The 20,078-nt window shown below is 71.6% G+C and carries 17 protein-coding genes and 4 tRNA genes; 13 read left to right on the top strand and 8 right to left on the bottom strand.

Annotation, left to right across the window (positions count from 1 at the left end; translation table 11 throughout):
• The first annotated feature begins 10 nt into the window (after window positions 1-10).
• The 4 genes from ABZY44_RS09670 to purM all read left to right on the top strand — a co-directional run bounded on the left by ABZY44_RS09670 (window position 11) and on the right by purM (window position 4,778).
• Window positions 11-802, top strand: a complete 792-nt coding sequence (locus ABZY44_RS09670; protein WP_356651714.1) for a sterol carrier family protein — start codon at window positions 11-13, stop codon at window positions 800-802.
• A gap of 112 nt (window positions 803-914) precedes the next feature.
• Entirely contained in the window at window positions 915-1,736 is an 822-nt protein-coding gene (locus ABZY44_RS09665; RefSeq protein WP_356651712.1) for an META domain-containing protein, read from the top strand.
• A gap of 232 nt (window positions 1,737-1,968) precedes the next feature.
• Entirely contained in the window at window positions 1,969-3,486 is a 1,518-nt protein-coding gene (gene purF / locus ABZY44_RS09660; protein WP_356651710.1) for an amidophosphoribosyltransferase, read from the top strand.
• A gap of 221 nt (window positions 3,487-3,707) precedes the next feature.
• On the top strand, window positions 3,708-4,778 hold the full coding sequence (gene purM / locus ABZY44_RS09655; protein ID WP_356651708.1) for a phosphoribosylformylglycinamidine cyclo-ligase: 1,071 nt from the start codon (window positions 3,708-3,710) through the stop codon (window positions 4,776-4,778).
• A 101-nt stretch (window positions 4,779-4,879) separates the two neighbouring features.
• Here the strand turns inward: purM and ABZY44_RS09650 are convergent, their stop codons facing one another.
• Both ABZY44_RS09650 and ABZY44_RS09645 read right to left on the bottom strand, forming a co-directional pair.
• Window positions 4,880-5,152: a DUF3073 domain-containing protein gene (locus ABZY44_RS09650; RefSeq protein ID WP_356651707.1), complete on the bottom strand. Its 273-nt coding sequence runs from the start codon at window positions 5,150-5,152 to the stop codon at window positions 4,880-4,882.
• Between the two features lie 298 nt (window positions 5,153-5,450).
• Window positions 5,451-6,560: a Glu/Leu/Phe/Val dehydrogenase dimerization domain-containing protein gene (locus ABZY44_RS09645; RefSeq protein ID WP_356651705.1), complete on the bottom strand. Its 1,110-nt coding sequence runs from the start codon at window positions 6,558-6,560 to the stop codon at window positions 5,451-5,453.
• 206 nt (window positions 6,561-6,766) lie between these two features.
• On the opposite strand from ABZY44_RS09645, the gene ABZY44_RS09640 reads away from it, so the two are divergent.
• Both ABZY44_RS09640 and bldC read left to right on the top strand, forming a co-directional pair.
• A complete protein-coding gene (locus ABZY44_RS09640; protein WP_356651703.1) occupies window positions 6,767-7,621 on the top strand; it encodes a hypothetical protein in 855 nt (284 codons plus the stop codon).
• A 566-nt stretch (window positions 7,622-8,187) separates the two neighbouring features.
• Window positions 8,188-8,394 (top strand): developmental transcriptional regulator BldC, encoded by a 207-nt coding sequence (bldC, locus tag ABZY44_RS09635; RefSeq protein ID WP_003949541.1) that lies wholly within the window; start codon window positions 8,188-8,190, stop codon window positions 8,392-8,394.
• A 690-nt stretch (window positions 8,395-9,084) separates the two neighbouring features.
• Here bldC and ABZY44_RS09630 read toward each other — a convergent pair.
• Both ABZY44_RS09630 and hrpA read right to left on the bottom strand, forming a co-directional pair.
• A tRNA-Asp gene (locus ABZY44_RS09630) sits at window positions 9,085-9,158 on the bottom strand.
• A 69-nt stretch (window positions 9,159-9,227) separates the two neighbouring features.
• Window positions 9,228-13,163, bottom strand: a complete 3,936-nt coding sequence (hrpA, locus tag ABZY44_RS09625; protein WP_356651701.1) for an ATP-dependent RNA helicase HrpA — start codon at window positions 13,161-13,163, stop codon at window positions 9,228-9,230.
• Between the two features lie 131 nt (window positions 13,164-13,294).
• On the opposite strand from hrpA, the gene ABZY44_RS09620 reads away from it, so the two are divergent.
• From ABZY44_RS09620 to ABZY44_RS09610, 3 genes are all read left to right on the top strand, one after another.
• On the top strand, window positions 13,295-13,744 hold the full coding sequence (locus ABZY44_RS09620) for a hypothetical protein (protein ID WP_356651699.1): 450 nt from the start codon (window positions 13,295-13,297) through the stop codon (window positions 13,742-13,744).
• Window positions 13,745-13,805: 61 nt separating this feature from the next.
• The gene (locus ABZY44_RS09615) at window positions 13,806-14,543 is read left to right on the top strand and encodes a thioredoxin domain-containing protein (RefSeq protein WP_356651697.1); all 738 of its coding nucleotides are present in this window, start codon (window positions 13,806-13,808) and stop codon (window positions 14,541-14,543) included.
• On the top strand, window positions 14,540-15,436 hold the full coding sequence (locus ABZY44_RS09610; protein ID WP_356651695.1) for a cytochrome c biogenesis CcdA family protein: 897 nt from the start codon (window positions 14,540-14,542) through the stop codon (window positions 15,434-15,436). The genes ABZY44_RS09615 and ABZY44_RS09610 overlap by 4 nt, the downstream gene beginning before the upstream one ends.
• Before the next feature lie 40 nt (window positions 15,437-15,476).
• Here ABZY44_RS09610 and ABZY44_RS09605 read toward each other — a convergent pair.
• The 4 genes from ABZY44_RS09605 to ABZY44_RS09590 form a co-directional block, all read right to left on the bottom strand.
• Window positions 15,477-15,553: transfer RNA gene (locus tag ABZY44_RS09605), tRNA-Phe, on the bottom strand.
• Between the two features lie 22 nt (window positions 15,554-15,575).
• Window positions 15,576-15,649, bottom strand: a tRNA-Asp gene (locus ABZY44_RS09600).
• 39 nt (window positions 15,650-15,688) lie between these two features.
• A tRNA-Glu gene (locus ABZY44_RS09595) sits at window positions 15,689-15,761 on the bottom strand.
• Between the two features lie 174 nt (window positions 15,762-15,935).
• Window positions 15,936-16,286: a metallopeptidase family protein gene (locus ABZY44_RS09590; protein WP_356651693.1), complete on the bottom strand. Its 351-nt coding sequence runs from the start codon at window positions 16,284-16,286 to the stop codon at window positions 15,936-15,938.
• A 92-nt stretch (window positions 16,287-16,378) separates the two neighbouring features.
• Between ABZY44_RS09590 and ABZY44_RS09585 the strand changes: the two genes are divergently transcribed.
• From ABZY44_RS09585 to ABZY44_RS09570, 4 genes are all read left to right on the top strand, one after another.
• On the top strand, window positions 16,379-16,882 hold the full coding sequence (locus ABZY44_RS09585) for a CrcB family protein (protein ID WP_356651691.1): 504 nt from the start codon (window positions 16,379-16,381) through the stop codon (window positions 16,880-16,882).
• A complete protein-coding gene (locus ABZY44_RS09580) occupies window positions 16,879-17,253 on the top strand; it encodes a CrcB family protein (protein ID WP_356651689.1) in 375 nt (124 codons plus the stop codon). Before ABZY44_RS09585 ends, ABZY44_RS09580 begins: the two co-directional genes overlap by 4 nt.
• A gap of 138 nt (window positions 17,254-17,391) precedes the next feature.
• A complete protein-coding gene (locus tag ABZY44_RS09575) occupies window positions 17,392-17,967 on the top strand; it encodes a hypothetical protein (protein ID WP_356651687.1) in 576 nt (191 codons plus the stop codon).
• Window positions 17,968-18,247: 280 nt separating this feature from the next.
• On the top strand, window positions 18,248-20,078 hold a 1,831-nt coding region (locus ABZY44_RS09570; protein WP_356651685.1), incomplete at its 3' end, for a DEAD/DEAH box helicase.

Raw genomic sequence — 20,078 nt, 5'->3', positions numbered from 1 at the left:
GGGTCGGCCCATGCCGCCCGCCAAGAAGAAGCCGCGCACCTACGACCACGCCCGGACGCGTGCGGCCGTCCTCACCCAGTTCGGGCACGTCCGGGACGCCGTGAGGGAGTTGGACGCCGAGCAGCTGGCCCGCCCGAGCGCGGTCGGGGAGTGGTCCGTCGCCGAACTCGCCGCGCACGTCGCGTGGATCGCCGACTCGCTGGCCGGCGGCCTCGCCCGGCCGCCCGCCGCCGTCGCCGAGCTGACCGCCGCCGAGTGGCCCTTCGCGACCGCCTCCCTCGCCGGGAAGATCGCCGAGGCGGCCAAGGAGACCCTCGGGGGCGCCCCGCTGCCCGAGCTCTACGACGGGGCCGGCGCCCGCATGGCCGAGGCGCTCGAGACGCACCCCGGCGGCCGGGTGATGGACCTGTGGATCGGGGCCATGACCCTGGCGGACTTCCTGGTCACCCGGACCGTCGAACTGGTCGTCCACACCGAGGACCTGCGCCGCGCCACCGGGCTGGACATCCCGATCGACCGCCAGGCCCTGGCGGCCTGCACCCGGCTGCTCGCCGACGCCCTCGCGCTCAAGGCTCCGGGCGGTTCGGTGGAGGTGCGCGTCCCGCCGTTCGCCGTGGTCCAGTGCATCGAGGGTCCCCGGCACACCCGCGGCACCCCGCCGAATGTGGTGGAGACCGACCCGGTGACCTGGCTCCGGCTCGCGACGGGCCGTACGGGCTGGGCCGCCGCGCTGGACGAGGCCCGCGTCCGGGCCAGCGGCGAGCGCGCCGACCTCTCGGCGCTGCTCCCGCTGATGAGCTGATGAGCTGCTGAGCTGACGGGCCCGGTCAGGGCCGACCCTGGCCCACCGGCGCCGACCGGGTCGACGTGCCGGCCCTGCGGAACCGCCGCGGCGCGGGCCGCGTCCCACCGGCATGCGTACGCTGCCGCTCGTCCCCGCCGCCCTGGTCGCCGTACTCGCGCTGTCCGCCACCGCCACCGCCTGCGGCGACGGCGCCGGCGGCACGGATCCCGGCCGCGCCCTCGCCGGACCCTGGTCGGTCCGGAGCCTGACCGTGGACGGGAAGACGCTGGCCGCCCCCGCCGCCGCCCAGGTGACCTTCGCGCCTGCCCGCACGGGCCACGAGGGCCGGGCCACCGGCAACTACGGCTGCAACGGCTTCACCGCCGCGGTCGTCTTCGACACCGGCTCCACGCTGACCGTGAAGCCCGGGGACGTCACCGACACGGCCTGCGCCGACCTGCCCTTCGAGACGGCCTTCGCCCAGCTCTTCCAGGGGCGTCTGACCGTCCGGGAGGAGCCGCAGGACGTCACGCTGAAGACGGCCGGAGGGGACACGATCAGCATGAGCACGAGGCCCCGTACCCCGGACGCGCCGCTCGTCGACACGAGCTGGACCGTGGACTCCCTGCTCGACGGGGGCACCGCGAGCTCCCTTCCGGCCGCGGCGCGGGGCAAGGCGCGCTTCACCGTCGCGGCCGACGGGTCCGCCAGCGGCAGCCTCGGCTGCAACCGCTTCAACGCCCGGGCCACCGTCGAGGGGGACTCGCTCACCTTCGGACCGCTCACCACCACCCGGATGGCGTGCGAGGGCGCGGTGGGCGACCTGGAGCGGACGCTGACCGGACTGTTCGGCAGCGGCCCGCTCCGCTGGAAGATCAACGGCGACGCGCTCGGCCTGACGGCGGCCGGCGGCAAGGGCCTCACCGCCGCCGCGGCCACCGCGGTGGAATGACCCGCGCCGGGCGGTGCGCACGCGCGGTCCCCGCTCGGCCTTCCGCCGCATCCCCAGCTGCGGGCTCCGTGCGGTCACCGTCATCACCACACGCCGGAATGGGATGCGGAACCCGCTGTCGGGAAGGGCATTCGCATACCGAGACCGGAGCGCGCGGTCACCCTGCGTGCTGTGACATTTCCCGGGCGTCCCCAATTCGGACCAGTGGTCGATCTCGCCTACACTCGGAGGCGTGCCCCGTGGTGATGGACGACTCAACCACGACCTGCTCCCCGGCGAAAAAGGCCCCCAGGACGCTTGCGGCGTCTTCGGTGTCTGGGCTCCGGGTGAAGAGGTCGCCAAGCTCACCTACTTCGGACTGTATGCACTACAGCACCGCGGACAAGAGTCCGCGGGCATCGCTGTGAGCAACGGTTCCCAGATCCTCGTCTTCAAGGACATGGGACTCGTTTCCCAAGTCTTCGACGAAACCTCTCTCGGCTCGCTCCAGGGTCATATCGCGGTCGGTCACGCCCGCTATTCGACCACCGGAGCCTCCGTCTGGGAGAACGCTCAGCCCACCTTCCGCGCGACCGCCCACGGCTCCATTGCCCTGGGCCACAACGGCAACTTGGTGAACACCGCCGAGCTCGCCGAGATGGTCGCCGACCTCCCGCGTCAGGACGGCCGTGCCACCCAGGTGGCGGCCACCAACGACACCGACCTGGTCACGGCCCTGCTCGCCGGCCAGACGGACGACGACGGCAAGCCCCTGACCATCGAGGAGTCGGCCACCAAGGTCCTCCCGCTGGTGAAGGGCGCCTTCTCGCTCGTCTTCATGGACGAGGGAACGCTCTACACCGCTCGGGACCCGCAGGGCATCCGCCCGCTGGTCCTCGGCCGCCTCGAGCGCGGCTGGGTGGTCGCGAGCGAGACCGCGGCCCTCGACATCTGCGGCGCCAGCTTCGTCCGCGAGGTCGAGCCGGGCGAGCTCATCGCGATCGACGAGAACGGTCTGCGGACCTCTCGCTTCGCGGAAGCGAAGCCCAAGGGCTGTGTCTTCGAGTACGTCTACCTGGCGCGCCCGGACACCGACATCGCCGGCCGGAACGTCTACCTCTCGCGCGTCGAGATGGGCCGTCGCCTGGCGAAGGAAGCCCCGGCGGACGCCGACCTGGTGATATCGACACCGGAATCGGGCACGCCCGCCGCCGTCGGCTACGCCGAGGCCAGCGGAATCCCGTACGGCGTCGGCCTGGTCAAGAACGCCTACGTGGGCCGGACCTTCATCCAGCCCTCGCAGACGATCCGCCAGCTCGGCATCCGCCTCAAGCTCAACCCCCTCAAGGAAGTCATCCGGGGCAAGCGCCTGGTGGTCGTCGACGACTCGATCGTCCGCGGCAACACCCAGCGGGCCCTGGTCAAGATGCTCCGCGAGGCCGGCGCGGCGGAGGTCCACATCCGGATCTCCTCGCCGCCGGTGAAGTGGCCGTGCTTCTTCGGCATCGACTTCGCCACCCGGGCCGAGCTGATCGCCAACGGCATGACGGTCGACGAGATCGCCACCTCCATGGGTGCGGACTCGCTCTCCTACATCTCGCTCGACGCGATGATCGAGGCGACCACCATCCAGAAGCCCAACCTCTGCCGGGCCTGCTTCGACGGCGAGTACCCCATGGAGCTGCCCGACCCGCAGCTCCTGGGCAAGCAGCTTCTGGAAACCGAGCTGGCCGGCGGTACCGACGCCGCCGACGCGCTCCGGCGCCCGTAGGCCGACTCCCGCAGAGCCGCGACCCCGGGGACCGCAACCCCGTGGGCGCGCGGCCCGGCGGGGGCCCGCGGCATCGTGGGGCTCCCGGCCCCGTGGGGCACGACGCCCCGTAGGGCCGACGAGCCCGACCACCCTGCTCCACCTGCGCGGGGTCCTGCCTTTGAAGCTTCTCCCAGGGCCCCGCACCACACGCAGCAACGACACGAAAGCTCTCTCCTGTCATGACAGAGAAGACCACCGGTGCCAGCTACGCAGCCGCGGGCGTCGACATCGACGCCGGAGACCGCGCCGTAGAGCTGATGAAGGAGTGGGTGAAGAAGACGCAGCGCCCCGAGGTCCTCGGCGGCCTCGGCGGGTTCGCCGGCCTCTTCGACGCCTCCGCCCTCAAGCGCTACGAGCGCCCCCTGCTCGCCTCCGCCACCGACGGCGTCGGCACCAAGGTGGACATCGCCCGCCGCATGGGCGTCTACGACACCATCGGCCACGACCTGGTCGCGATGGTCATGGACGACATCGTCGTCTGCGGCGCCGAACCGCTCTTCATGACCGACTACATCTGCGTCGGCAAGGTGCACCCCGAGCGGGTCGCGGCCATCGTCAAGGGCATCGCCGAGGGCTGTGTCCTCGCCGGCTGCGCCCTGGTGGGCGGCGAGACCGCCGAGCACCCGGGCCTGCTCGGCCCCGACGACTTCGACGTGGCGGGCGCCGGCACCGGCGTCGTCGAGTTCGACCGGCTGCTGGGCGCCGATCGCATCCGTACGGGCGACGCCGTGATCGCCATGGCGTCCTCCGGTCTTCACTCGAACGGGTACTCGCTGGTCCGCCACGTCCTCTTCGACCGGGCCGGGATGTCCCTCGAGGGCCACGTGGAGGAACTCGGCCGGACCCTCGGCGAGGAGCTGCTGGAGCCCACCAAGATCTACTCGCTGGACTGCATGGCCCTCACCCGCACCGCCGAGGTCCACGCGTACTCCCACATCACCGGCGGCGGCCTCGCGGCCAACCTCGCCCGTGTGATCCCGGACCACCTGCACGCCACGGTCGACCGCTCGACCTGGGCCCCCGGTGCCATCTTCGACCTGGTCGGACAGGCCGGGCAGGTGGAGCGCCTGGAGCTGGAGAAGACCCTGAACATGGGCGTCGGCATGATGGCCGTGGTTCCGCAGGAGTCGGTGGACGTGGCCCTGACCGCCCTGGCCGACCGGGGTGTCGACGCCTGGGTCGCGGGAGAGATCCTCGACCGCGGCGACCACGCCGAGGGCGCGACCCTGACCGGCGACTACGCGAGCTGATCAGCGGAGCCGCTTGCGAGCAGCACGGAAACCCGGCCCGGGGCGATGCCCTGGACCGGGTTCCGGTGTTTTAGACCTGGCGTGCAGACACCGTGAAAGCGTCAAGCGCCGCGACGATGCGCAGAGGAACCGGACTCTTCGTCCTCGTCCTCGTCGTCATCGTCGTTGTAGAGAGCCGCGTACTTGGCGTACGGGTCGTCGTCATCTTGATCGTCATCGTCATCGACTTCGACCGGCACGCTGACAGGCAGCGGCGGATCAGTCGGCGATGCGCCCAGCTCATTGGCCAGACGCGACAAGTCAGTCCCGCCGCTGCTGTACTTCAGCTGGCGGGCGACCTTCGTCTGCTTGGCCTTTGCCCGGCCGCGCCCCATGGCTCGACCCCCTCGGTGACGGGGCTCGACGGCCCCAGAGTCTGACACGCGTTCATGGTTCGGAGCGGGCTCTCCGTGGAGAGACCGTCCGTAGGGGTTTAACGGTACCTGCTTCCGCGGCCCTACGGTACGCCGCCCGCATGACGCGCCCCGGTGCAGTACCAGCGAAGCGCCCCGTCCTCGCTGGTCAGCTGCGATTTTAGCTCTTTCCTGGCGGGCGACCCGCCGAAGCGCAGTGAGTTCCGTCTCGCCGCGCCCCGGCGGGCCGCCCACGGGCCCCCTGAGGGGCCCGGGCGGATCAGACCGTGCCGGCCGGGCGGGCGTCGGCCATGCGCTGCTCGGCGATCCGGTCGGCGGCGGCGGCCGGCGGAATGCCGTCGGCCTTCGCACGTGTGAAGATCTCCAGCGTGGTGTCGAAGATCTTCGCGGCCTTCGCCTTGCAGCGGTCGAAGTCGAAGCCGCGCAGCTCGTCGGCGACCTGGATGACCCCGCCCGCGTTGACCACGTAGTCCGGCGCGTAGAGGATCCCGCGGTCCGCGAGGTCCTTCTCGACGCCCGGGTGCGCGAGCTGGTTGTTCGCCGCGCCGCAGACGACCTTCGCGGTCAGGGCCGGCACCGAGGCGTCGTTCAGGGCCCCGCCCAGCGCGCAGGGGGCGTAGATGTCCAGGCCCGTGACGCGGATCAGCGCCTCGGTGTCGGCGACGGCCGTCACCCGGCCCGCGTACGCGCCCTCGCTGTACTTCTCGAGCACGAGCCGTACGGACTCCTCGCGGACGTCCGTGATCACGACCTCCGCGCCGTCCTCCAGCAGGTGCTGGACCAGGTGGTGGCCCACCTTGCCGACGCCCGCGACGGCGACCTTGCGGTCGCGCAGGGTCGGGTCGCCCCACATGTGCTGGGCGCTGGCGCGCATGCCCTGGAAGACGCCGAAGGCGGTGAGGACCGAGGAGTCGCCGGCGCCGCCGTTCTCGGGGGACCGGCCGGTCGCCCAGCGGGTCTCGCGGGCCACGACGTCCATGTCCGCCACGTAGGTGCCGACGTCGCAGGCCGTGACGTAGCGGCCGCCGAGGGACTCCACGAACCGGCCGTAGGCCAGCAGCAGTTCCTCGGACTTCAGGACGTCGGGGTCGCCGATGATCACGGCCTTGCCGCCGCCGAGGTCGAGCCCGGCGAGCGCGTTCTTGTACGACATGCCGCGCGCGAGGTTCAGCGCGTCGAGGACGGCCTCGCCGTCCGAGGCGTACGCGTGGAAGCGCGTGCCGCCGAGGGCCGGGCCCAGAGCGGTGGAGTGGATCGCGATGACGGCCTTGAGGCCGGTGGCTCGGTCCTGGCACAGCACGACTTGCTCGTGGCCGCCCTGTTCCGTGCGGAACAGGGTGTGCAGGACGCCGTCGTTCATTTCGGTCACGGTGGTGACTCCCATAAGAGATGCGGCGGGAAAGACGCCCGCCCTGCGGGTGGGGGAGGGCGCGCTGGGAGCAGCGTAAGACCTGCGGGGCCCGGCCATCCTCCCGGTCCGGGGATCGGAACACTTCCGGGGTACGGGCGGGTCCGGCGCACGGTCCGCGCGCCCGCGCCGGAGTACCGGCGCGCGCCGCGGGGGAGTACGAGAGCGTGAGCGAATTCCCCGATCCCCGGCTGCCCTCCGCCCGCTCGGCGTCCGCCGTCCCCTACGCCTCGTACCTGCGCGTCTACGAGCCGCTGACGGCCTTCCCCGAGCCCGAGCGGACGCACTGGGCCGACTACGCCCGGCGCGGTGGCGGCGCGACCGCCCAGGACGAACTGCGCCGGTCGCTGGTGGACTTGGTCAGGGTGCCGGTGGTCGGGGTGCCGGCGCGCGAGAGCGCGGACGCGTTCACCGCCGACGTGGACGGGATGCTGCTGGTCTGCCCGTGGCGGACGCGGCTGCGCGGCTGGCTCGCGCTCCAGGAGCTGTCGGCGGAGTTCCCGCCGGCGGTGCTCGACGCCGTCCTGCCCGCGGTGACGCGCCGGCGGGCGGCCGATGAGTACGAGGCGTGGCGCAGGAGCAATCCCGACGCGCGGCCGTGGATCCGCACCGGGGTGTGGCAGGTGCCGCTGCGCTGGTTCGTACTGGTGGCCGACGAGGAGCGGGAGTACGTCCCCGGTGAGCGGCTGCGCTACCGGACGCCGATGGTGCAGGCCCGGCGCCGCCTCGCGCGGGGGCTGCGGACCCTGCGCGAGGCGGAGGGGTACGGGATGCTCGTCGAGGGCCTGGTGGAGGTCGGGAGCTGGCTGGAGGAGTTCCACCCGCGCTCGATGGTGGAGCTGGACTACGGCGGGCTGCCGCACGCGCTCCCGGCGGACGGGCTGGCGGCCGACCACTCGGCCCGGGACCTGGCGGCGGGGATCGCGGCCCTGCGGGCCGGGGACATGGACGGGGCGGCGCAGACGTACGCGGTCCTGGCGGAGCGGTGGCGGGCCGTCCGGGAGCGGCTCTTCGCGAATTGACGCGAGCGGCGGATCCGGAGGGTTGGCGGGCGGCGGCCCGGATGTCCATCGGCCGATCGGCCGACCCCGGAGGAGTACGGGCAGGTCAGGGTCGGGATGCCCTCTTTTGGGTCTTTGTTCCGGGACCTACGTCCTGATACGGGCCATTGGCCCAAGGGTGACGGACCGCACTATCTACACCCTTGCGCCCTTCCCCTACCCTCGTGCCAAAATAGGACAAGGAGTCCGGGGAGGGTTCCTTCCGTCCAACTAAGGGCGGATTGCTCGGCATTGCGCTCTACGGGGGGTCTGACGACTCCTGATCGCTCTGTGACTGATCGTCACAGTGGGGTGACTGTCCGTTATGGGACGGTCCATCGGCTTCCGCCGCTGATGAACACCTCGGAGGGCAATTCCATCGGTTTGGCCGTCGAGGCTGGACGGATGGTGTAGTTGTAGTGCCGAGGACAAGCCGTTCGTCCTATAACCGACTCGGCCCGCGTATGTCCATTTCGGGCAACGCGGGCCAAGGTGCAGAATTTAGAGGAAAGAACCGAGATGGTTCGGTTCTCCCGAGGAGGCCGCTCATGACCGCTCGCACCCCTGATGCCGAGCCGCTGCTGACCCCGGCTGAGGTTGCCACGATGTTCCGCGTGGACCCGAAGACGGTCACCCGCTGGGCCAAGGCTGGCAAGCTCACGTCCATCCGCACCCTGGGTGGACACCGCCGTTACCGCGAGGCTGAGGTTCGCGCACTGCTTGCGGGAATTCCGCAGCAGCGCAGCGAGGCCTGAGGTTCCGCAGCACAACTGAATGCCGGACGTTTATCGGGTCCCCCAATCCGATGAGCCCCACATAGCTTCACGCGACCGGACCTGCCCCAACAGGTTCACCGGTCGTCGATCGCGCTGGACTCCGCCGGGTCCAGCGCGATCTTTTTTATGCCCTGAGCGGGTTCCTGTCGAACGGGTGCGCGGGACTCTGGGGGGAGGGTGCAATTGCACATATAAAATCGAGCAGGCGTAGGGGTGCGATAAAAGGGTGCGTCTCAAAAACGCGTCAGGTGACTCCCGTCACAGTTGATCACTCTTGTACATCCGGCCATCTACCCCGTAAAGGGACGTCCCGCGCGGAGCGCGTCGGCCGAACGGGGGGGTGCGCGGGCCTGCGGGCCGTCACCGGGTGCCACAGGACCGCAGCCGGTCCCGGACGCACCGTCCGGACCCCGTGGCGGCGCCCAGGGGCCCTGGAGGGGCCGTGGGGGCCGCGTGACGGGCCGGGAGGGCTCGCGGGGCCCCGGGGGCGCGGGGAGCCGGTGCGGCGGGGCCGGGAGGAGCCGGCGCGGCGGGGCGGGGCCGGGAGGAGCCGGCGCGGCGGGGCGGGGCCGGGGGGGAGCCGGCGCGGCGGGGCGGGAGCCGGATCTCCGGCGGCCCGGGAAACGCGGTAGGGCCCGCATCCCTGGGATGCGGGCCCTACCGGTGTTGCGAACCTGACGGGACTTGAACCCGCGACCTCCACCTTGACAGGGTGGCGAGCTAACCAACTGCTCCACAGGTCCTTGATTTGCGGCCGCTGGGCGGCTACGAATCAGACTGTACCGCAGCTCAGGGGGTGCAGTAAAACCCGGTCACCGGGCGGGTCCCGGAGCCGCCGCGTCCACGGCCTTCACGATGCGTTTGTCGGAGACCGGATACGCCGTTCCGAGGGCGTGGGCGAAGTAGCTGACCCGCAGTTCCTCCAGCATCCAGCGGATCTCGGTGACGGCCTCCGGGACGGGCCGGCCCTTCGGCAACTGCTCCAGCAGCCACAGGTACTCGTCCCGCATCTCGTGGACCTTCTCCATGCGCGTGGTGTCGCGCTGGACGCCCGTGGGCATCTGCTGGAGGCGCCGGTCCGCCGCCACCAGGTAGCGCATCAGGTCCGGCAGCCGGCGCAGTCCGGCCAGGGTGACGAAGCCGGCCGGCACGAGGGCCGCCAGCTGGGTCTTCACGTCCTGGACGTTCGCCATGACGGCCAGGCTGTTCGTGGCCTTCAGCCGGCGCTCGCAGGCCTGCCAGGCCGCCAGGACCTGCTGCACCTGCGTGATCGTCCGTACGGTCGTGTCCACCAGGTCGGCCCGCACGGCCTCGTAGAGCTTGCGGAAGCCCGCCTCGTCCCAGGCCGGGCCGCCGTGGTCCGCCATCAGCTTGTCGGTCGCCGCGGTCGCGCAGTCGTCGAACAGCGCCTGGATGGAGCCGTGCGGATTGCGCGACAGGGCCAGCTTCTGCTGGTTGCTGAGGTGGTCCGAGGCGAACTTCGCCGGGTTCACCGGGATGTTGAGCGAGATCAGCCGACGGGTGCCCAGCCACATCGCCTGCTGCTGCTCGGCCTCGGTGTCGAAGAGGCGTACGGACACGCTCGCGCCCTCGTCCACCAGCGCCGGGTACGCCTTCACCGGCTGGCCGGCCCGCCGGGTCTCGAAGACCCTGGCCAGCGTGCCGATCGTCCAGTCCGTCAGGCCGGTCTTCTCCACCGACTCCCCGCCCGCCCGCTCGGCCGTGGCCGCGGCCGCCTGGGAGAGGGCCTGGCGGGCCTTGGGCTTGAGCTGCAGCCGCAGGGCCTCCAGGTCCTTGGCCTCGGCGAGGTTCCTGCGGCGCTCGTCGACGATCCGGAAGGTGATCTTCAGATGATCGGGGATGCGGGTGAGGTCGAAGTCCTCGGCCGTGACCGGCACCCCGACCATCCGGTGCAGCTCGCGGGCCAGCGTCACGTGCAGGGGCTCCCGCAGCGGGTGCGCCGTGGCCAGGAAGCGGGTCGCGAAGTTCGGCGCGGGCACGTAGTGCCGGCGGATGGGCTTCGGCAGCGAGCGGATCAGCTCCGTGACGACCTCCTCCCGCAGGCCCGGGATCTGCCAGTCGAAGCCCTCCTCCGTGACCTGGTTCAGCACGTGGAGCGGGATGTGGACGGTCACGCCGTCCGCATCCGCGCCCGGCTCGAACTGGTAGGTCACCCGGAACTTCAGCTGCCCCTGGTGCCAGGAGTCCGGATAGTCGGCCTTGGTGACCCCGGCCGCCTTCTCCGTCAGCAGCATCTCGCGCTCGAAGTCGAGCAGCTCGGGCTCGTCCCGCTTCTTGTGCTTCCACCACGAGTCGAAGTGCGCCCCCGACACGACGTGTTCGGGGATCCGCTGGTCGTAGAAGTCGAAGAGCGTCTCGTCGTCGACCACGATGTCGCGGCGCCGGGCCCGGTTCTCCAGCTCCTCCACCTCGGTGAGGAGCTTGCGGTTGTCGGCGTAGAACTTGTGGTGGGTCCGCCAGTCGCCCTCGACGAGGGCGTTGCGGATGAACAGATCGCGAGAGACCTCGGCGTCGATCCGGCCGTAGTTGATCTTCCGCTGCGCGACGATCGGCACGCCGTAGAGCGTGACCTTCTCGAAGGCCATGACGGCCGCCTGGTCCTTCTCCCAGTGCGGCTCGCTGTACGTGCGCTTGATCAGGTGCTGGGCGAGCGGCTCCACCCACTCCGGCTCCACCTTGGCGTTGACCCGGGCCCACAGCCGCGAGGTCTCCACCAGCTCCGCGGACATCAGGAACTTCGGCTGCTTCTTGAAGAGCGCCGAACCGGGGAAGATCGCGAACTTGGCGGACCGGGCCCCCAGGTACTCGTTCTTGTCCGTGTCCTTGAGCCCGATGTGCGACAGCAGACCGGCCAGCAGCGAGATGTGCACGCTGGTCTCCGGGGCGTCGGCCTCGTTGACGTGGATGCCCATGGTCTTGGCGACCGTACGCAATTGCGAATAGATGTCCTGCCACTCGCGGATCCGCAGGAAGTTCAGGTACTCCTGCTTGCACATCCGGCGGAAGGACGAGGAGCCGCGCTCCTTCTGCTGCTCGCGGACGTAGCGCCACATGTTCAGGAACGAGAGGAAGTCGCTCGTCTCGTCCTTGAACCGGGCGTGGTTCTGGTCGGCCTGGGTCTGCTTGTCCGAGGGCCGCTCGCGCGGATCCTGGATGGACAGGGCCGCCGCGATCACCATGACCTCGCGGACACAGTTGTTCTTGTCCGCCTCCACCACCATGCGGGCCAGCCGCGGGTCCACGGGGAGCTGGGAGAGCTGGCGGCCCATCGGGGTCAGCCGCTTCTTGTGGTCCTTCTCGGCCGGGTCCAGGGCCCCGAGCTCCTGCAGCAGCTGCACGCCGTCGCGGATGTTGCGGTGGTCCGGCGGGTCGATGAAGGGGAACTTCTCGATCTCGCCGAGGCCGGCCGCGGTCATCTGGAGGATGACGGAGGCGAGGTTCGTGCGCAGGATCTCGGCGTCCGTGAACTCGGGACGGGTCAGGAAGTCGTCCTCCGAGTACAGCCGGATGCAGATGCCGTCCGAGGTACGGCCGCAGCGGCCCTTGCGCTGGTTGGCGCTGGCCTGTGAGATCCGCTCGATGGGCAGCCGCTGGACCTTGGTGCGGTGGCTGTAGCGGGAGATGCGGGCCGTGCCCGGATCGATCACGTACTTGATGCCCGGCACGGTCAGCGAGGTCTCGGCGACGTTCGTGGCCAGGACGATCCGGCGGCCGGTGTGCTGCTGGAAGACGCGGTGCTGTTCGGCGTGCGAGAGGCGGGCGTAGAGGGGGAGCACCTCGGTGGAGCGCAGGTTCCGCTTGATGAGCGCGTCCGCCGTGTCACGGATCTCGCGCTCGCCGGAGAGGAAGACCAGGATGTCGCCCGGCCCCTCCGACTGCAGCTCGTCCACGGCCTCGCAGATCGCCGTGATCTGGTCGCGGTCGCTGTCCTCGGAATCCTCCTCGAGGAGCGGCCGGTAACGCACCTCCACCGGATACGTCCGGCCGCTGACCTCGACGACCGGGGCCTCGCCGAAGTGCCGGGAGAAGCGCTGGGGGTCGATCGTCGCCGAGGTGATGATCACCTTGAGGTCGGGGCGCTTGGGCAGCAGCGTGGCCAGGTACCCGAGCAGGAAGTCGATGTTCAGGGACCGCTCGTGGGCCTCGTCGATGATGATCGTGTCGTACGCGCGCAGTTCGCGGTCCGTCTGGATCTCGGCGAGCAGGATGCCGTCCGTCATCAGTTTGACGAAGGTCGCGTCCTGGTCCACCTGGTCGGTGAACCGGACCTTCCAGCCGACGGTCTGCCCGATCTCGGACTTCAGCTCCTCCGCGATGCGCTCCGCGACGGTGCGGGCCGCGATCCGGCGGGGCTGGGTGTGCCCGATCATGCCCCGGACGCCACGGCCCAGCTCCATGCAGATCTTGGGGATCTGCGTGGTCTTGCCGGATCCGGTCTCGCCCGCGACGATCACGACCTGGTGGTCGCGTATCGCCTCGGCGATCTCGTCCTTCTTCTGGCTGACGGGAAGGTTCTCGGGATACGTGACCTCCGGCCTCCGCGAGGCGCGCCCGGCCAGTCGCGCGGCGGCCTTTTCGGCCTCCGCGGCGATCTCGTCGAGCACGGCCTGCTTGGCCTCGGGCTTGCGGATGCGGCGGGCGCCTTCGAGGCGGCGGCCGAGGCGGTGCGCGTCACGGAGGGAGATCTCACCGAGAAGCGTCTGCAGGGCGGCGAAGGAAGTAGACATACCTGGTCGAGGATCTCACCCGTAGGCGCCGGGTGGCGAACGCATTTGTGGGGTGGACCCGTACCATTTCGGGACGACTCCTCCTGAGTCCCCCCGACTCCCCCGCGTCCACGAGTGAGAGGCTGCCCACGATGCCCCGCCCCCGCCGCCTCCGGTGCGTGTTCGCGGTGCTGCTGGGCTGGGCCCTGCTGGTCGGGACCTTCGCGGCCGGTTCCGCGTCGGCGACGCCCGGGTCTTCCGCGTCGGCGATGCCCGCGTCCCCCGCGTCGGCGATGCCCGCGTCGGCGACGCCCGTCCCGGTCGCCGGTCCGGGACACGACGCGGCCACCGCGGAGCCGCACCCCGCGGCTTTCGCGTCGGCCGCCGGGTCCCCCGGGCCCGCCTGCGCCCCCGGGTCCCCGGACCGCGACGGCGTGCCGTCGCTGCCCGCGCGGTCCGGGCCCGACCAGGCGCAGGCCCCGCCCGCCGGGTCGCCGCCCGCCGTGCAGGGCCGGCCGCGCGAGGCACCCGTACGGGTCCTGACGCACGGGCCCGGCCAGTCGGCGCCCTCCCCGCTGGAGCTGTCGGTGATGCGGGTCTAGGAGGACCGGTCGCATCCGCCCGGTCCGCCCGTCCCGCCCCGCACAGCTCTGGAGCACCCCCATGCCCGCTTCCCCGTCCCGTACCTCCCGCAAGCCCCTGCTGATCTGCGCCGGTGTCGCCCTCGCCGCCGTCACCCTCGGCATCGTCTCCTGGCAGGCCACCGCCCCCGAGGACTCGCCCGCCCGGTCCTCCGCCTCGTCCGCGCCCGAGGCCGGGTCCGCCGACGGCCCCGCCGCACAGCTCAGGGCGCTGGCCCGCCGCGAGTCCGGCGACAAGCTCGCCGTCGGACGCGCCGACGCCCCCGTCGTCCTGATCGAGTACTCCGACTTCAAGTGCGGCTACTGCGGCAAGTTCGCCCGCGACACCGAGCCCGAGCTGGTGAAGAAGTACGTGGAGGACGGCACCCTGCGCATCGAGTGGCGCAACTTCCCGATCTTCGGCGCCGACTCCGAGACCGCCGCCAAGGCGGCCTGGGCCGCCGGGCAGCAGGACCGCTTCGCGCAGTTCCACGCGGCCGCCTACGCCGAGGGCTCCAAGGAGAAGGGGTTCGGCGAGGACCGCCTCGTCGAGCTGGCGCAGCAGGCCGGGGTCCCGGACCTGGAGCGCTTCAAGAAGGACCTGGCCGGGGAGCAGGCCGGAGCCGCCCTGCGCAAGGACCAGGAGGAGGGCTACCGCATCGGCGTCACCTCCACCCCGTCCTTCCTGGTCAACGGGCAGCCCATCGCCGGTGCCCAGCCCCTCGACGCCTTCTCCGCCGCCATCGCCAAGGCGAAGACGCAGGCGCAGGCCGCGAAGTGACCGACATCGGATACCTGGCCGCCCTGCTGGGCGGCCTCCTCGCGCTGCTCAGCCCGTGCAGCGCCCTGCTCCTCCCCGCCTTCTTCGCCTACTCCATCGACTCCTCCTCCCGCCTCCTGGCGCGCACCGGGATCTTCTACGCGGGCCTCGCGAGCACCCTCGTACCGCTGGGCGCGGCCGGTTCGTACGCCGGGCGGTTCTTCCACGGCAACCGCGACGGGCTCGTGCTCTTCGGCGGCTGGCTGATCATCGCGCTCGGGCTGGCCCAGATCCTGGGCCTCGGCTTCGCCTCGCAGCGGATCTCGGAGCTGTCGGGGCGGATCCGGCCGACCACGGCCCTGTCGGTGTACGCGCTGGGCGCGGTCTACGGTCTTGCCGGTTTCTGCGCCGGGCCCATCCTCGGCAGCGTCCTGACCGTGGCGGCGGTCAGCGGCAGCCCGGTCTACGGGGGCCTGCTGCTGGCGGTGTACGCGCTGGGCATGGCGGTGCCGCTGTTCGTGCTGGCCCTGCTCTGGGAGCGCTTCGACCTGGGCCGCCGGCGCTGGCTGCGCGGCCGGGCCTTCTCGGTCGGCCGCTTCGAACTGCACACGACCTCGCTCGCCTCGGGCCTGTTCTTCATCGTGCTCGGCGCGCTGTTCCTGATCTACGACGGGGCGAGCGCGCTGCCCGGGCTGCTGGACGTGGACGACTCGTTCGCCGTGGAGCAGCGGGTGCAGACCGTGGCCGACGCGGTCCCCGACGGGGTGCTGCTCGGGCTGGTCGCCGTGGCTGCGACGGGCGCGGGCCTGGGGCAGTGGCGCCGCAGGGCGCGCGCGGCCGCCGCGCAGGGGCCCTGCGGGCTGCCCTCGGAAGAGCGCGCCGAGGAAGGGGCGGCAGGCGGCGGACGGGAGTGACGAGAGAAGGCCCCGTCCAAGGGACGGGGCCTTCTCTTTCTGGTGGCTGGGGCCGGGGTCGAACCGGCGACCTATCGCTTTTCAGGCGATCGCTCGTACCAACTGAGCTACCCAGCCACGAAACCGTTTCCGGCTTCAGCGAACCTGACGGGACTTGAACCCGCGACCTCCACCTTGACAGGGTGGCGAGCTAACCAACTGCTCCACAGGTCCTTGCAATGTGCGAGCACAAGTCTCGCACAAGGTAATGCGTACCCCCAACGGGATTCGAACCCGTGCTACCGCCTTGAAAGGGCGGCGTCCTGGGCCACTAGACGATGAGGGCTAAAGGCCCGCCGGGCACTTTCCAGCGCGTCGGGGACGTGAGAAGCATATGGGATGGCGGCGGCGATCGCCAAAACGGTTTCCGCGGGCGGGTCCGCAGGTCCGGGAGGGGGCGCCCGGACCCGGCACGGCCCGGCACGGCACGGCCCGGTGTGGCCCGCTGTGGCCCAGCGGGTCAGCCCCAGCCGAGCGCGTGCAGCCGCTCGTCGTCGATGCCGAAGTGGTGGGCGATCTCGTGGACCACGGTCACGGCGACCTCGTGGACCACCTCCTCCGGGCTCCCGCACATCCGCAGGGTCGGACCCATGTAGACCGAGATCCGGTCGGGCAGCACCCCGGCGTACCACTCGCCCCGCTCCGTGAGCGGGGTCCCCTCGTAGAGGCCGAGCAGATCCGGGTCGTCGGAGGCGGGCTCGTCCTCCACGAACACGGCCACGTTGTCCATGACCCGGGTCAGGTCCTCGGGGATCGAGTCCAGGGCTTCGGCCACCAGCTCTTCGAACGCGTCACGCGTCATCTCCAGCACACCGCCATTCTCCCGTGTGCCGGGCCGATCGCGGCGGGCCGGGACACGGCGCGCGAGAATGGCCGGGTGGCGACATGTGCAGGATGGCGCGGATGACCCGGCCGTTGGAGGGTGGCGAGGCCGTCGAAGCCATCGATCCGGACGTCGACCTCCACGTCCCGGCGCAGCGCGCCGAGCCGCGGCGCCGGGTGCTCGCGGCCGTGGCGGCCGGCGGCGCCGCGGGAGCGTCGGCGCGGTACGGGGTCGCCCTGCTGTGGCCGGCCGCGCCCGGGGCCTTCCCCTGGGGGACCTTCTGGGTCAACGTGTCGGGCTGCGCGCTCATCGGCGTGCTCATGGTGCTGATCAGTGAGGGCGGCCGCTCCGCCCGTCCCCTCGTCCGGCCCTTCGTGGGGGTCGGGGTGCTCGGCGGATTCACCACCTTCTCCACCTACGCCGTGGACTTCGCGCGTTTGCTCGACGCCGGCGAGGCCGGGACCGCCCTGGCGTACGCCGGGCTCACGGTGGCCGGCGCGCTGGGCGCGGTGTGGGCGGCGGCCACGGTGACCCGGCGCGCGGTGGGCGACGGCCGGCCCGGGGTACGGGGCGCGAGCCGGTGAACTGGCTGGTGGTGATCCTGGGTGCGGCCGTGGGGGCGCCGCTGCGCTACCTGGGCGACCGGGCGGTGCAGGCCCGGCACGACTCGGTCTTCCCGTGGGGGACCTTCGTGGTGAACGCGGCCGCCTGCCTGCTGCTGGGTGCGCTGACGGGTGCCGTACTGGACGGTGCTGCCTCCTCGCGGCTGAGCCTGCTGCTCGGAACGGGCCTGTGCGGGGCGCTGAGCACGTACTCGACGTTCTCCTACGAGACGCTGCGACTGGCCGAGCGGGGCTGGGGGTTCCTCGCGGTGGCGAACGCGGCGGGGTCGGTGCTGGTCGGGCTGGGCGGGGTCACGCTCGGTTTCCAGGTGGCGCGCCAGCTGTTCGCCTGACGGCCACGGCGCGCCGTCCGTTCGCCGGGCGGCCCCCGTGCCCTTCTCCCCGCTGGAGCGTGTCTCTTACGGGGTAGGGGGAGTTGGGCACATTGACCCGCTCACCGCGGACTCTTGCCTGTGTTCCGGAGGTGCCCCGTGCGCCAGTTGACCGCTTCCCTCCGACTCCACCGCCCGCTGCGCCCCCTCGGGCTGGCCCTCGCCGCGCTGGCGGTGACGGCGACGGCGGGCTGCATGAGCGTCGGCGAGGACGGCGCGCAGCCCGGGCCCTCCTCCCCGGCGGGCCTCCAGGGCGGCAAGTCCGGCGGCGGTTCCTCGTCCGGCAAGGGCACCGGGACGCACGCCGGCTCCCACGGCGCGAAGGACGGTGCGGGAGGGCAGGACGGCAAGACGGGAGAGCCGGGGAAGGCCTCCGGCGCGACCGGGGCCTCTCCCAGCCCGGGGGCGCCGGCCGGCGTGCCGGGGGCTCCCTCGCCTTCGGCGGGGCCGGGCGGCGGCGCGGGCGGTCAGGGCGGCCAGCAGCCCTCGGGCGACTCCGGTCCGGGTTCCGGCGGCGCGGGCGGGGCGGGCGGCCCGGGCGGCGGACAGCAGGCCTCCCCGACCCCGCAGCCGCCGACCCCGCAGCCGCCCGTCTCGCCGCCGCCCGTGACGGAACCCACACCGAGTCCTGTGCCCTCGCAGGCGGATCCGAGTGGAGCTCCGGGCGCCCCATAGGGGCCTCCGGTGGCGGCGGCTTCGGGGTGAAGGCCCTGGAGGGTCCGACCCCTCGGCCGGTGTTTGTGCTGGTCAGAGCCTTCTTCGGGGGGCGACTTGCCAGACCCCGGGGAGGGTGCGTATGGTTATAGATCGTTTGATCCCATTGCCCGGCGCCGAATCCGAAGAGCGCCGCGTGGCGCGTACTCTCCCTAGCCGTGGCTGACCGCATTGAGGCGGTCGATTTGCGATTCACGGAGTTTGGGCGCGTGCCGAGACTCCGGAAGGTTTCGCATTTCGCATGTCCATTTCCAGTTCTGACCGTTCCGTCATGCCCGAGAACGACTCCAACGAGATCGTCGACGCCGAGACCCTCGCGGTCACCGAGGCCATCGAGGCCGTAGTCGCCGACGAGATCATCGAGGCCCTCGAGGCCGACGTGACGACCGGCGGGTCCTTCGAGGACTCCACCACCGACTTCGACGACGACGCGGCCGACGACGCCGACGCCGAGCCCACCCTGACCTTCGGCGACCTCGGTCTGCCGGACGGCATCGTGCGCAAGCTCGCCCAGAACGGCGTCACCGCGCCCTTCCCGATCCAGGCCGCGACCATCCCGGACGCCCTGGCCGGCAAGGACATCCTCGGCCGCGGCCGCACCGGCTCCGGCAAGACCCTCTCCTTCGGTCTGCCGACCCTGGCCCTGCTGGCCGGCGGCCACACCGAGAAGAAGAAGCCCCGCGCGATCATCCTGACGCCGACGCGTGAGCTCGCGATGCAGGTCGCGGACGCTCTCCAGCCCTACGGCGACGTGCTCGGCCTCAAGATGAAGGTCGTCTGCGGCGGTACCTCGATGAGCAACCAGATCTTCGCCCTGGAGCGCGGTGTCGACGTCCTCGTCGCCACCCCCGGCCGTCTGCGCGACATCATCAACCGCGGCGCCTGCTCCCTGGGGAACGTCGAGGTCGCGGTCCTCGACGAGGCCGACCAGATGGCGGACCTGGGCTTCCTGCCCGAGGTCACCGAGCTGCTCGACCAGATCCCCGGCGGCGGCCAGCGCATGCTCTTCTCCGCCACCATGGAGAACGAGATCGGCACCCTGGTCAAGCGTTACCTGACCAACCCCGTCACGCACGAGGTCGACAGCGCGCAGGGCAACGTCACGACCATGACGCACCACGTCCTCGTCGTGAAGCCGAAGGACAAGGCGCCGGTCACGGCCGCCATCGCCGCCCGCAAGGGCCGCACGATCATCTTCGTCCGCACCCAGCTGGGCGCCGACCGCATCGCCGAGCAGCTCATCGAGTCCGGCGTGAAGGCCGACGCGCTGCACGGCGGCATGACGCAGGGTGCCCGTACCCGCGTCCTCGCCGACTTCAAGGACGGCTACGTCAACGCGCTCGTCGCGACCGACGTCGCCGCCCGCGGCATCCACGTCGACGGCATCGACCTGGTCCTGAACGTGGACCCGGCCGGCGACCACAAGGACTACCTGCACCGCTCGGGCCGCACCGCCCGCGCCGGCAAGTCGGGCGTGGTCGTCTCCCTCGCCCTGCCGCACCAGCGCCGCCAGATCTTCCGTCTGATGGAGGACGCGGGCGTCGACGCCTCGCGCCACATCGTCCAGGGCGTCGGCGCGTTCGACCCCGAGGTCGCCGAGATCACCGGCGCCCGTTCGCTGACGCAGGTTCAGGCCGACTCCGCGAACAACGCGGCGAAGCAGGCCGAGCGCGAGGTCGCCGACCTCACCAAGCAGCTGGAGCGCCTGTCGCGCCGTGCCGTGGAGCTGCGCGAGGAGGCCGACCGCCTGGTCGCCCGCTCCGCGCGTGAGCGCGGCGAGGACGCCGACGGCGTGGCGGCCGCTGTCGCCGAGGTCGCGGCCGAGGCCGAGGCCGAGGTCGCGGCTGCCGTCGCGGCCGTGCCGGCGGTCGAGGAGCGCCCCGCGTTCCAGAGCCGTGACGAGCGTGGCAACTACGAGCGCCGTGACAACCGTCGCGACGACCGTGGTGGCGACCGCGGCGGTGACCGTGGCGGCTTCCGTCGCGACGACAACCGCGGTGGCGGCGACCGTGGTGGCTTCCGCTCGGGTGGTGACCGTCCCTCCGGTGGTGGCTTCCGTTCCGGTGGTGACC

The sequence above is a fragment of the Streptomyces sp. NPDC006544 genome (assembly GCF_040611715.1).
In the GTDB taxonomy this organism is placed as follows: domain Bacteria; phylum Actinomycetota; class Actinomycetes; order Streptomycetales; family Streptomycetaceae; genus Streptomyces.
This window is presented reverse-complemented; position numbering and strand designations above follow the sequence as displayed.